This is a genomic window from Soonwooa buanensis, assembly GCF_900167905.1.
Classification (GTDB): Bacteria; Bacteroidota; Bacteroidia; order Flavobacteriales; family Weeksellaceae; genus Soonwooa; species Soonwooa buanensis.
Map to the genome: position 1 here is coordinate 419,193 of NZ_FUYZ01000002.1, position 12,898 is coordinate 432,090.

Below are 12,898 nucleotides of genomic sequence, written 5' to 3' on the forward strand. Positions count from 1 at the left end.
TGAGCGATTAGTATATCCAAGATCATCGTCCTGAAAATCTATTATTTTTCTTATTGAATTTTGTGCAATATCATATTCGAAAACCGTTCCAGTATCATATGCTCCCCTGTTTCAGTTGTACCATACAATTTTCCATTTTTTGCCTCAATAAGGGAAGCTATGGATGAGCCAATAGTTTGATCAAAATTTATTTTTTTGGTAAGCACTCCAGTATCAGTATCAAATTCGAATAAAGTCCCGAAATCGTTATCACCTCCAATTGGTGTTAATCCGTACAGCTTCCCATTAGAAGCTTGCAGTAGATCACCCTCTGGTGTGGCACCTGTGATATTTCGTTGAAAATCTGCTAATTTTACAATTATATTATTAGGGATATTATACTCGAAGAGTGTTCCATTATTATAATTTCCTCCGCTTGAGGTTAAGCCATATATTCTTCCATTATTAGCAAGAGTTAAGCTACCAGATGGTCGAGTTCCGCCATCTGTATTTGCTTTGAAGTCGTGTTTTTTAGTCATGATTCCAGATTCAACATCGTATTCAAACAATGTTCCCATGCCATACAATCCACCTGGCCATGTCAAACCATATAATTTAGTATCAGATACCTTCATTAAACTTCCTGTTGGCCATGTGCCGTTTGCACCAACAAAATCAATTTTTTTTGTAAGCTCGTTAGATGATAAATTTAATTCGTAGAGAACTCCAAAGGATTTTGTACCTCCTTCGGTTGTTAATCCATATAATTTGTTCTTAACTTGTACTAAAGTACCCGTTGGCATCGAACCGTTGGTTTTATTAAAATCTGCTTTCTTTTGAAATTTTCCAGTTTCTAAGCCATATTGAAAAATTGTTCCAGCATTATAAAGACCTCCCAAAGAAGTTGTACCAAAAAGGATTTTTCCTTGTCCAAAAAGAATCTTTAGGACGCATAAGGATATTACTATAATTAATTTTTTAGTCATCGTCGGTTTTTATTTTATGTAAATATAATTAATATCATATAGATTTAATATTCTAGTTTATTGCATTGAGTTTTTTTAACTTTGCAATATGATTTCATTAGTTGACAAATACAATATTCCTGGCCCGCGTTATACCTCTTATCCAACTGTTCCGTATTGGGACGAAACTTCATTTTCTCCGGAATTATGGAAGCAAAGTGTGATAAGAACTTTTAAAGAAACTAACGCGAAAGAAGGAATTTCAATTTATATTCATTTACCTTTTTGCGAAGCTTTATGTACGTTTTGTGCGTGTCACAAGCGTATTACGAAGCAGCATTCGGTGGAGGTTCCGTATTTGGAATCTGTTATTAAAGAATGGAAACTCTATCTAGAGTTATTCGACGAAAAGCCGATTCTTAAAGAATTGCATTTGGGTGGTGGTACACCGACTTTCTTTTCTCCTGAGAATTTGAGAACACTTTTGTCTTCAATTTTTGAAACGGTAGAAATTGCAGAACAGCAAGAATTTTCTTTTGAAGGACATCCAAATAACACGACTAAAGAACATCTACAGACACTTTATGATTTAGGTTTTAGAAGAGTGAGTTTTGGTGTTCAAGATTATGATCTTAAAGTTCAGAAAGCCATTAACAGAGTTCAACCTTTCGAAAATGTAGAGAAGGTAACGAAGTTAGCACGTGAAATTGGCTATCAAAGTATTTCGCACGATTTGGTGTTTGGTTTGCCACATTCTAACTGGGAGACAACTGAGCTTACAATTCGTAAAACTTTGGAGTTAAAACCAGATCGTTTAGCGTTTTATTCTTATGCGCACGTGCCTTGGATAAAAGGTGTTGGACAAAGAGGTTTTGATGAAAAAGATTTGCCATCAGGCGAAGAAAAACGCAAACAATACGAAAACGGGAAAAAACTTCTTGAAGATCTTGGCTACATCGAGGTTGGGATGGATCATTTCTCTTTAGAATCGGACGATCTGTATCAATCATTGATTGGTAAAAAGCTTCACCGGAATTTTATGGGTTACACGTCGAGCAAAACCCAATTGATGGTTGGTCTTGGCGCATCATCAATTTCGGATTCTTGGTACGCTTTTGCCCAAAATGAAAAGTCTGTAGAGGATTATCAAACCAAAGTTGAAAATGGTGAAATTCCAGTTGTTAAAGGACATATTCTTAATGATGAAGATTTAACAATTCGTCGTCATATTCTTAATTTGATGTGTCAATTGGAGACGACTTGGGATGTACAAACAAGCTTCCCTGAGTTAGAAAATGCACTAGAAATGTTGAAAGAAATGGAAGCAGACGGCTTGGTAGAATTTGCCGATCATCAAATAAAAATTACCGAAATGGGGAGAGCTTTTACTAGAAATGTAGCGATGGTTTTTGACCTTAGAATGATGCGCAACAAACCCGAAACTCGTATTTTTTCGATGACGATATAATTTTTAAAATTGGATTTTAATTCAGAAAAAATTTAAAAATACAATAACGAAAAGAGTTGAGAAATCAGCTCTTTTTATGTTTCTGATTTTAATAAAAAAGCTGCCAAATCTTGTTGGCAGCTTTTTCTACAGAAGTAGATATATAAATGGTTTTGGTTTTTTTAGAAATGTTTTGTTTATCAAGAATTGAATAGAGTGAGTTTAATTAATTTTGAACGTTTATCCTCGAACTAACGTCATTTGTATTTTCTAATTTTAAGTAAGAATTTCTTTTAATTCCCAGCGGTTTTTAATATTCAAAGTGCTGTAGATCGACTTAAGATGGTATTTTACCGTATTCTCAGAAATGAAAAGTTCATCACCAATTTCTTTATTGTTTTTTCGTTCTTTAACAAGCTTAATAATTTCTATTTGACGAGTTGTGAATTTGAATTCTTCAATTAATTTATCATCGTCATATTGATCGTTTTTTAATTGATTTTGCAAGTTTTTGATCGTCTTTTCCTGTTGAAAAATAATCTGTTTTAATTCTTTTGTTTTAGAATTTAAAATAAATGGATACAAAAAGATGCTAATAATATTTGCTGAAAGTAGTATCAGAAAAATCATGTTATTATTTGTGAAGTTTTCCATGTTAAGTGTTTTGCGGGTATTAGTTTTAGCTTAAATCTTTCTCGTGTCAGATTGTGGTGCAAAGGAAGTTAGAATGCAACTTGTTTTTCGAATATTAGGCGTAACAAAAACGTAACAGTTTTTAATTAGTATTGATAGTCAGTCGGTTATTCTGTTTTTGTCAAATTGTATTAATTGTGAAATTTGATTGTAATAATTATTTCTAATTATAATTATTTTAAATATGTGTGTTGTATTTAAGTTAATATTTCAAAATTTTTAATTTATTAATACTAATAATTTTTAATTTCTTGGCTTATTCGTATTTTTGAACTTTTGTTAATTCGCAAAGGGAAATATTTGTCGTTGAGCGGATATTTTCTATTTTAATATTTAAGGCATTTTAGGCGTGTATAGGTTTTTCATCGTTATTGTTTTATTCGTTTTTAATGATGCTTTTGGACAACATCAACGATTTATGGATTCTTTAAAAAAGGCCAAAATTGAAGATCGAAGTCGCGTTATTTTTGGCTTTACAGAATCTGATTCCGATTTCCTTAATAAAGCAAATAATAAGGACATATTTTTTAATCAAGTTGAAGATTTTGCGGTTCGAGAAAAAGATAAATCGCTATTGTCGGTTGTAGAGTTAATGCGACGTAAAGAGCGAGAAGTGATGAGTTTTCCACGTGTGCAACGCGACCAAAAACTTCGAGATTTAATCAAAAATCCAAATACCGCAAAAGATCCTTTCTTTCTTGGCTTTTGCTATCACGAGTTGGGACAAATATATTTTTCGAATGCGCTTTATGATAAAGCCTTCGAATGTGACCTGAAAGCTTTGGAAGTTTATGAAAAAATAGGCTATGAAAAAGTTCCAAATATTGGTAAAATTCTTCATGAGATTGCTTTACATTATTACTTTTTCAGAGATTATGATGAGGTTATTCGGTTGATGAAGATATCATTAAAATTTCCTGCTTTTACGCCAGTTTTAGGGATGCAACGCTACAATAATCTTGGGATGTCGTACATGAAATCAGGAAAGAAAGATAGTGTCGATTATTTTTTTTATAAAGGTATTGCGATCGCACGTCAATACGATTCTGATATTTGGGAAGGGATTTTGTCAAGCGGTCTGGGCGAATATTATTACAACCAGAAAGATTATAAAAAATCTTTAGCATTGTATCGAAAAGATTTTGATAACAATAATAACCAAGGTCACCATACGACAGTGAAGATGAATGCGACGACTAATATGGTAAAAGTCTATCTCAAACTGGACTCGCTTTTGCAAGCCAAACGTTATCTAGATTCGTCAGAAAAAACTTTGACCCATTTGGAAAAGATGCGAACAGATTATAATAATCTTGTCCATATTGGTGATCAACAACAACTGGAAATAGCAAAAAAATTATACTTCGAAGTTAAAATAGATTATCTTAAAAAGACTCATGATTTTCGTGCTGCAGTTCAGTATCAAGATAGTTTGATGACCATCAGAAAAGATATTGAAGAAAAATACAATTCTGCAGTTGGTAAGATTGCTTCGCATCAACTCACGATCCAGAATAAAGAACTTCAGCTCCTGCAAAAGAAAGAAAAACAAAAACGCCAGCAGCTTTATTATTTGGCGTCAATATTTGCATTTTTGACTGCAAGCGGCATTGGTATTTTTTATTTGTATAAATCTAAACAGAAGAAGATTCGACAAAATGAAATATTGATTTCGGAGAATAAAATCAATATTCTTGAAAAAAGAGAAGCCGAAAAAGAACTCGAACGCGCTAAAGCCGAAATTTTCAAATTTGTAAATAAAGCCAACGAACATAACGCCGTTATTAACCAGCTCGAGAAAGAATTGGTGCAGCTTAAAAGTCTGAAGTCAGAGCAAAGAAGTGAAATTTCTGATCAACTTCAGAATCTAAAATCTATGAAAATCTTGACAGACGATGATTGGTTTAACTTCCAACGTCTCTTTGAGGCGGCATTTCCGGATGTGATGAGAGCTCTGAAATTATATTCTTCGAGAATTACAGCGTCGGAAATGCGCTATCTAATGCTTTCTAAATTGGAACTTAACAATAAAGAAATGGCAAAACTATTGGGCGTTTCGGACGCTGCAATGCGTGTAGTTTGGAATAGACTTCGCAAAAAACTTAATCTGTCACTAGAAGACACGCCGCTAGAATTAATCAAAAGGATTTGCGAAGAGCAGCATGATGTGACAATGCTTAATTAGCTTTTATTTTAGTTTTAAATTAAAAATACAATAACGAAAAGAGTTGAGAAATCAGCTCTTTTTTTGTTTTTCTAAAAGAGTTTACAAAGGTTTAAAAGATTTCGATTTTATCAAACATTTTAGCCAAGATTAAAATTAACTTAAAAAAAAGTTAAGGTTTTTACGCTGATTTGTTAATAATTACACAAAATCAAATTCTTATTTATAGAGAAAATCATTATATTTGCCGACTAAATTAATTATATATAGTAAGAAAATGCAAGGAAAAGGACTCGTTACATTAGTTGCTATCGTACTAGGACTTATATGTCTTAATGAGCTTTTGCCGTCTTTCTATGCCAACAAAATAGAAAAAGAGGCACTAGCTGTTGCAGGCGATAACCAACAAAAATACCAAGAGGAGATTGCAAGACTATCTAAGGATACATTGAATTTAGGTTTTACAAAACTTAACTATGTAGACGCAAAAGCTAAAGAAATGAAGCTTGGTCTTGACCTTAAAGGTGGTATTAACGTGCTTTTGGAAATTAATCAAAGAGATTTGGTGAATGATTTAACTAATTATTCTACAAACCCAGTATTAATCGAAGCACTTAACAGAACAGAAAAAGTACAAAGAAACTCAACAAAGTTGTTTATTGATGATTTCTTTACTCAGTTTGATGCTGTTAACAAAGAAAAAGGTACTAATCTAAAACTTGCAGATCCTGAGATCTTCGGTAACACAAATTTGACTGAAATCAAATTTAATACAACTGATGATCAGGTTAGAAATATTGTAAGAAAGAAAATCGACCAATCTGTTGGTACAGCTTACGAGGTTATCCGTACACGTATTGATAAGATGGGTGTTACGCAACCTAACGTACAACGTGTTGCTGGTACTGGACGTATCTTGGTAGAGATGCCAGGTATCAAAGATATTGACAGAGTTAAAAAAATGTTGGCGACTTCTGCAAAGCTTCAGTTTTGGGAAGTTCAACAAGTTCCAGAAGTTTATCCATACTTCGAGCAGTTAGGACAATTAGTTCGTGCTAAAAGTGATTCTATGGGTGTTAAAGCTAACACAGATTTAGTAAAAGCGCTTCAGATTAACACACTTCGTTCTAACGGTGTTGCTAATGTTAAGTTGTCAGATACAGCTATTGTTAACAAAATCCTTAACAGTGAAGTTGCTATCAAAGCAAGACCAACTAACATTAAGTATACCCAATTCATGTGGGGATATAAGCCAGAAAGAGAAGATCCTAACAATTTGGTGCTTTATGCAATCCGTGGGAACATCAGCCAAAAAGCGCCTGTTGATGGTGCTGTAGAAAGTTCTAACGTTAGTTATGACCAAATCGGACGTATCGTTGTAGACATGCAAATGGACTCAAAAGGTGCGAAAGAATGGAAAACAATGACGGGGAAAAACGTTAATAAGCCAGTTGCTGTAACTTTGGATAACAGAGTATATACGGCGCCTAACGTACAAGGCGTAATTCCGGATGGTAGAACACAGATTTCTGGTAACTTCACACAACAAGAAGCTAAAGATTTAACAGACGTTTTAGGTGCGGGTAAATTGCCAGCAGGTGCTAAAATTGTACAAGCAGACGTTGTTGGTCCTTCATTAGGAGCAGAATCTATCCAAGCAGGGGTGCTGTCATTCCTTATTGCATTTGCAGTTATTATTGTTTATATCATATTCTATTACGGTGGTGCAGGTATCTACGCAGTTATCGCGATGATTATCAACTTGTTCTACATCTTCGGAATCATGGACTCTATCGATGCGACATTAACGCTTCCTGGTATTGCAGGTATCGTGTTGTCGATGGCGATGGCGGTCGATGCTAACGTAATTATTTATGAAAGAACAAAAGAAGAATTATTCCGTGGTAAGTCAATTTTAGAAGCTTACAAAGACGGTTTCAAACATGCATTATCTGCGATTATCGATGGTCACCTTACGACTTTGATTACAGCAGTTATCCTTTACATCTTTGGTACAGGACCTATCCAAGGTTTCGCAGTAACATTGATTATTGGTTTGATTATGACATTGTTCACATCGGTTCTTTTATCAAGATTGATGATCTTCAATAGATTAAGCAAAGGTAAATCTCTATCTGTTTGGACGCCAATGACGAAGAATGCTTTCCGTAACGTATGGATCGACTTCATCGGAAAACGTAAATATGCTTATATCTTCTCAGCTATTTTAATGATTATCAGTATTGCATCCATTGCAGTTAACGGTTTCAAATTCGGTATTGACTTTACAGGAGGACGTAACTACGTTGTACGTTTCGAAAAACCAGTTAACGCTGAAAAAGTTGAAGCAAGCATTGCAAAACTAATGCAGACAGCAGACGGTAAAAACTCTGCAGTAGAAGCTAAAACTTTCGGTAGTGGTAACCAATTGAAAATCTCAACAGATTACCTTATTGATGACGAATCTTTAAAAGCTGACCAAACTGTAGAGCAAAAAATCTACGAAGGTGTAAAAGCTGATCTTCCAGCTAATATGACTTTGGCAGATTTCAAATCAGCAGATAAAGCACACGCAGGTATTGTATCATCAACTAAAGTTGGTCCTACGGTCGCTGACGATATCAAAACAGGAGGTAGTTTAGCAGTATTAGCATCATTGGTAGGTATCTTTATCTATATTTTGGTAAGATTCGACAAGTGGCAATTCTCGTTAGGAGCCGTTGCTGGTCTATTCCACGATACAATTGTTATATTAGGTGTATATTCATTATTCTATAAGATTGCACCATTCAATATGGAAATCAACCAAGATTTCATTGCGGCAATTTTGACAGTAATTGGTTACTCGATTAACGATACCGTAATCATCTTTGACCGTATTCGTGAGTACCTTCGTGAGAAAAAAGCGCTTACCTTGGCAGGTCTATTCGATGACTCGATTTCGAGTACAATTGGTAGAACTTTCAATACGTCGTTCACTACGATTTTGGTTATCCTTGCGATTTTCATCTTCGGTGGCGAAAACCTAAGAGGCTTCATGTTCTGTCTATTGGTAGGTATCGGTTTCGGTACATATTCATCAATTTTCATCGCGTCAGCAACAGCTTACGACTTCCTTAGAGGTAAGAAAAAAGAAGAAATACCACATGGTAAAACAAGCGTAGACAACGCAGAAATTGTAAAAAACTAAATTAGTTTTTAATCATATAAAAGAGCCTTCAGTATCATCTGGAGGCTTTTTATTTTGGCGCCATTTCCGGCTGTCACTAGTCGCTTTTTTCTTGGTGGCTATTTCGGAGTTGCTGAGCGGAGTAGAAGTACAGAAGCCACCCAGAAAAAGAGCTCCAACATGCCGTTCCATCCGGGGCGCAACAACCACTCCCAATTTTAGATTCGGGTTTGTTGAAATTTAGATTTTGGATTTACGAATCATGATTTACAATTCACGCTTTGCCACTTCGGGTGTTTCGCGCAACGAAATGTATCGAGAAGTTTAAAGAATTATGAATTATGAATTATGAATTATGAATTATGAATTATGAATTATGAATTATGAATTATGAATTATGAATTATGAATTATGAATTAATTTTGCTAGACAACCGACAACCGACAACCGACAACCGACAACTAAAAACTAAAAACCAATCGTCAAACACAAAGAAAAAAAAACTAAATTCGTAGCCGTATGAAAAGCAATAAAAAATCAGCCGCAATTGGCTTCATTTTTATAACACTACTAATCGATATCACAGGTTGGGGAATTATCATTCCGGTAGTTCCAAAATTGATCCAAGAGCTCATCCACGCTGATGTTAGTGAGGCTGCACGTTATGGCGGTTGGCTAAGTACATTATATGCGGTGATGCAGTTTTTATTCGCTGCAGTTTTAGGCGGACTAAGTGACAAATTTGGACGTCGTCCCATTATTTTGGCATCTTTACTAGGTTTTGCAATTAACTTTTATATTCAAGCCATAGCTCCGACGATATTTTGGTTATTTATTGGACGTATTTTCTCAGGAATTACAGGTGCCAGTATCACAACAGCTAGCGCATACATTGCTGATGTATCAACAGATGAAGACCGCGCCAAGAACTTCGGATTGGTAGGCGCAGCTTTTGGTTTAGGATTTATTATTGGTCCAGTTATTGGCGGTGTTTTAGGACAATACGGCGCGAGAGTACCATTTTATGCTGCATCAGGATTATGTTTGATAAATTTTCTTTACGGCTTGTTTGTCCTTCCCGAAAGTTTACCCAAAGAAAATCGCCGTCCATTCGATTGGAAGCGCGCAAATCCTATTGGATCATTAATGGGTTTAAAACGTCATCCTGAACTTTTAGGACTTATCGGTGCTTTAGTTTTAGTTTATATTGCAGGTCATGCGATGCAAACCAATTGGACATTTTTCACAATGTATAAATTCAACTGGAGCGAAAAGTTAGTTGGCATTTCCTTAGGTGTTTCTGGTGTTATGGCAGCTTTAGTACAAGGCGTTTTGATAAGATATTTGCAACCAAAACTCGGTAACGAAAGAAGTATTTATTACGGATTGATTTTATATTCGATTGGGATGTTGTTGTTCGCGTTTGCAAGTGAAAGTTGGATGATGTTCGCCTTTTTGGTGCCTTATGGACTTGGCGGAATTTGTGGACCAGCTTTGCAATCTGTTATTTCGTCACAAGTGCCCAATAGCGAGCAAGGCGAATTGCAAGGTGCTTTAGCGAGTTTAGTAAGTTTAACATCGATTATTGGACCACCTTTGATGACGAATATTTTCTTTTATTTCACGCATGATAAAGCACCTTTTAAATTTGCTGGAGCGCCATTTTTCCTAGGTTTTGTATTAATGGGAATTAGCGCATTCGTAGCTTATTACACCTTCGCTCGCAACAAACGTTTGAGAGAAAAGAAAGCAACGCAAGAATAGTTTTTTTAATTAGGAGTTAGGAATTAGGAGTTAGGAGTTATGAATTAGAAATTAGGAATTAGGAATTAGGAATTAGGAATTAGGAATTAACTTTGCCTTAAACCTTAAACCTTAAACCTTAAACCTTAAACCTTAAACCTTAAACCTTAAACCTTAAACCTTAAACCTTAAACTAATAACCGACAACCAACAACCAATTTAAGAAATATTTAAGCAAAGGTTTTTGGTTGAATTTCAATACATTTTGTAAGTTTGCAGTATGGAATTAAGTTTTGGTGAAATGCTGATGATAGCCTTGGCTATCGTGGTCTTATTTGGTCCTGATAAATTACCCGAGATTGCGCGTGGTTTGGGACAAGGCGTACGCAAAATGCGTGGCGCTGTCGACGATATCAAAACCGAAATAATGAAAGAAGCGGACAATCCTGTTTCCGAAATTAAAAAAGAAATCGACAAGGTTAAACAATCGGTTCAAGATTATAACCCGATGAACGATATCAAAAAATCAGTATCTCTAGAGTCCGAAAAACCAGAAACGCCCAAAGTTGATCCGCTTAGTGATGAACACGAAGGGCCTGTAAGTCGATAATATGCTTGAGCTTATAGACAAAGACCGAGATTTACTCTTATATCTCAACAATCTTGGTGATGCTTCTTATGATCCGTTTTGGTTATTAGTAACTGGCAAATGGGTTTGGATTCCGCTTTACATTATCTTTTTGTATTTAATTTTTAAAACTTATAAACCAAAATCTGTAATTTTTATTCTGATTTTCATTGCATTAGGAATTACGTTTACAGACCAAATTGCTGGCATTTTCAAATACGGCATTGCGCGTCTTCGACCTTGTCACGATGAAGCTTTAATTCCAAATATGAGAATGATAACTTGCGGAGGACAGTATGGTTTTTTCTCGTCACATGCAGCGAATAGCTTTTTTATTGCCAGTTTTTTAAGTCTTCTTATCTCGCACAAATACCATTGGTTACCAGTTTGTATTTTTGTGTGGGCAACAGTAGTATCGTACAGTCGAATTTATCTAGGTGTACATTTCCCAATGGATGTTATCTTCGGTGCTTTGGTAGGCACTTTGTCAGGTGGACTCTTCGCCGAAATCACAAAAATCGTCCTCAGAAAACAACAATCAATTTAAGTCTACACCAATCTTTTCGATTTGTTGAGAATTAAATTTTAAAACAAAAAAATCTAATCGTTGTGATAAGGTTTTCCTTGCAGAATTGTTGATGCGCGATAGATTTGTTCCACAAAGAAAAGTCGAATCATCTGATGTGTAAACGTCATCTTAGAAAGTGAAATTTTCTCGTTGGCCATTTGATAAATTTCATCTGAAAAGCCATAAGCGCCACCAACCAAAAAGTGAATTTTCTTCACGGAACTTCCCATCCAAAAATCAATTTTTTGAGAAAACTCGCGACTTGTGAATTGCTTTCCTTTTTCGTCTAGCAGAATAACCAATTCGCCAGCGTCAATATGATTTTTAAAAAGTTTGGCTTCCTCTTTTTTGAGAGCGTCTGGTGTTAGGTTTTTGACGTTTTTAACATCAGGAATTTCCACAAGGTTAAAATTCCAATGCTTTGGAAGTCTTGGGATATAATAATTGATAAGATTGATAATTTCTTTATCGTCGGTCTTGCCGATGCAGAGCAAATTAATTCGCATTTAGTATCTTTGTTTTGCAATAAGAATTTATGGCTAAAAAATTACCCAAATTTATCACAAAAATTTCAGATTTTCTGGATGGTATTCATATTCCAGGTTTGGGGATTTCTCTTTTGCAAATGATGAAGGTCTATTTTGCAGGTGTTTTTAGCAAACCTTTGGGAAAACAAGCGGCAAGTATCTCATGGAGTTTTTTCCTAAGTCTCTTCCCGATGATCCTTTTTATGTTTTCGTTGTTGCCTTATATGCCGCATTACGACAAGCTTCAGTTCTATATTTTTGAAGTTTTGATGGAGAATGTTTTTCCGTCGCACATGCAACAAGATGTCAGCGATTATATCCAAAATAATATTGTCCCCAATATGAAAGGTGTCAGCAATTTGACCATTTTGCTGGTGTTTGTTTTTGGGACCAATGGCGCTTTTAGTTTAATCAATGGTTTTAACCATAACACCGAATTGCAACGCGGTTTTATTAAAGAATATGCGTTAGCGATGTTAATTACGATGGCGTTTATTATATTGGTATTGTTTTCGATTTTCGGAATTTATTACAGTGAAGTTGTTCTAAAACTCTTCACACCAGAATATAACATCAGTTGGCTGGTCGACAACTTGTCCAAGATTATCGGATTTATCTCATTTCCGTTGTTTTATTTTATTCTTTTGGCGCTTTTTTATTGGGTTGGATGTCTTAAAATTACAAAATTTTCGGAGGCTATTCCTGGGGCGATTTTAACCACAATTTTATTTGTTGTGCTAACTTACTTTTTTGCTATTTATGTCGCAAATATAGCGCGTTACAACGTTCTTTATGGCTCGATTGGATCAATTATTTTGGTGATGGTTTGGACTAATCTTAATGTGATGTTGGTGTTACTTGGTAACGAACTGAATCTCGCTATTAAAAAAGTAAAACTCGAGAATATCATCAATCAAGAAATGATTGTTCATGACGATGCCACAGAGTCTTTTTCTGAAAATTTGGATTAAATTTTATTAATATTTAAGTTAAAGATTTTTAAATTATCTCAAAA

At 35.0% G+C, this 12,898-nt stretch carries 10 protein-coding genes; 7 read left to right on the forward strand and 3 right to left on the reverse strand.

The annotated features are described in order from the left end of the window. Window positions 1–50: 50 nt before the first annotated feature. A complete protein-coding gene (locus B5X62_RS05090) occupies window positions 51–965 on the reverse strand; it encodes a choice-of-anchor tandem repeat GloVer-containing protein (RefSeq protein WP_079666317.1) in 915 nt (304 codons plus the stop codon). 88 nt (window positions 966–1,053) lie between these two features. Here B5X62_RS05090 and hemN point away from each other — a divergent pair, with 88 nt between their 5' ends. After that, the gene (gene hemN / locus B5X62_RS05095) at window positions 1,054–2,412 is read left to right on the forward strand and encodes an oxygen-independent coproporphyrinogen III oxidase (protein WP_079666318.1); all 1,359 of its coding nucleotides are present in this window, start codon (window positions 1,054–1,056) and stop codon (window positions 2,410–2,412) included. 255 nt (window positions 2,413–2,667) lie between these two features. Here hemN and B5X62_RS05100 read toward each other — a convergent pair whose 3' ends face one another. Beyond that, window positions 2,668–3,045: a response regulator transcription factor gene (locus B5X62_RS05100; RefSeq protein WP_079666319.1), complete on the reverse strand. Its 378-nt coding sequence runs from the start codon at window positions 3,043–3,045 to the stop codon at window positions 2,668–2,670. Window positions 3,046–3,502: 457 nt separating this feature from the next. On the opposite strand from B5X62_RS05100, the gene B5X62_RS05105 reads away from it, so the two are divergent. From B5X62_RS05105 to B5X62_RS05130, 5 genes are all read left to right on the forward strand, one after another. Next, window positions 3,503–5,269: a tetratricopeptide repeat protein gene (locus B5X62_RS05105; RefSeq protein WP_079666320.1), complete on the forward strand. Its 1,767-nt coding sequence runs from the start codon at window positions 3,503–3,505 to the stop codon at window positions 5,267–5,269. A gap of 256 nt (window positions 5,270–5,525) precedes the next feature. After that, window positions 5,526–8,438, forward strand: coding sequence for a protein translocase subunit SecD (secD, locus tag B5X62_RS05110; protein ID WP_079666321.1), 2,913 nt, complete (start codon window positions 5,526–5,528; stop codon window positions 8,436–8,438). A gap of 498 nt (window positions 8,439–8,936) precedes the next feature. Then, window positions 8,937–10,181: a TCR/Tet family MFS transporter gene (locus B5X62_RS05120; RefSeq protein WP_079666323.1), complete on the forward strand. Its 1,245-nt coding sequence runs from the start codon at window positions 8,937–8,939 to the stop codon at window positions 10,179–10,181. 259 nt (window positions 10,182–10,440) lie between these two features. After that, window positions 10,441–10,770: a Sec-independent protein translocase subunit TatA/TatB gene (locus tag B5X62_RS05125; RefSeq protein WP_079666324.1), complete on the forward strand. Its 330-nt coding sequence runs from the start codon at window positions 10,441–10,443 to the stop codon at window positions 10,768–10,770. A 1-nt stretch (window position 10,771) separates the two neighbouring features. After that, window positions 10,772–11,335: a phosphatase PAP2 family protein gene (locus B5X62_RS05130; RefSeq protein ID WP_079666325.1), complete on the forward strand. Its 564-nt coding sequence runs from the start codon at window positions 10,772–10,774 to the stop codon at window positions 11,333–11,335. Window positions 11,336–11,388: 53 nt separating this feature from the next. Here the strand turns inward: B5X62_RS05130 and B5X62_RS05135 are convergent, their stop codons facing one another. Next, window positions 11,389–11,862: a 23S rRNA (pseudouridine(1915)-N(3))-methyltransferase RlmH gene (locus B5X62_RS05135; protein ID WP_079666326.1), complete on the reverse strand. Its 474-nt coding sequence runs from the start codon at window positions 11,860–11,862 to the stop codon at window positions 11,389–11,391. Between the two features lie 29 nt (window positions 11,863–11,891). Here B5X62_RS05135 and B5X62_RS05140 point away from each other — a divergent pair, with 29 nt between their 5' ends. Next, a complete protein-coding gene (locus B5X62_RS05140) occupies window positions 11,892–12,854 on the forward strand; it encodes a YihY/virulence factor BrkB family protein (protein ID WP_079666327.1) in 963 nt (320 codons plus the stop codon). The last annotated feature ends 44 nt before the right edge of the window (window positions 12,855–12,898 follow it).

Excerpts from the sequence above, each read along its gene's own strand:
- B5X62_RS05120 (WP_079666323.1), top strand. The coding sequence starts at position 8,937 with ATGAAAAGCAATAAAAAATCAGCCGCAATTGGCTTCATTTTTATAACA.
- B5X62_RS05135 (WP_079666326.1), bottom strand. The coding sequence starts at position 11,862 with ATGCGAATTAATTTGCTCTGCATCGGCAAGACCGACGATAAAGAAATT.
- B5X62_RS05100 (WP_079666319.1), bottom strand. The coding sequence starts at position 3,045 with ATGGAAAACTTCACAAATAATAACATGATTTTTCTGATACTACTTTCA.
- B5X62_RS05125 (WP_079666324.1), top strand. The coding sequence starts at position 10,441 with ATGGAATTAAGTTTTGGTGAAATGCTGATGATAGCCTTGGCTATCGTG.
- B5X62_RS05140 (WP_079666327.1), top strand. The coding sequence starts at position 11,892 with ATGGCTAAAAAATTACCCAAATTTATCACAAAAATTTCAGATTTTCTG.
- B5X62_RS05130 (WP_079666325.1), top strand. The coding sequence starts at position 10,772 with ATGCTTGAGCTTATAGACAAAGACCGAGATTTACTCTTATATCTCAAC.
- hemN (WP_079666318.1), top strand. The coding sequence starts at position 1,054 with ATGATTTCATTAGTTGACAAATACAATATTCCTGGCCCGCGTTATACC.
- B5X62_RS05090 (WP_079666317.1), bottom strand. The coding sequence starts at position 965 with ATGACTAAAAAATTAATTATAGTAATATCCTTATGCGTCCTAAAGATT.
- B5X62_RS05105 (WP_079666320.1), top strand. The coding sequence starts at position 3,503 with ATGGATTCTTTAAAAAAGGCCAAAATTGAAGATCGAAGTCGCGTTATT.
- secD (WP_079666321.1), top strand. The coding sequence starts at position 5,526 with ATGCAAGGAAAAGGACTCGTTACATTAGTTGCTATCGTACTAGGACTT.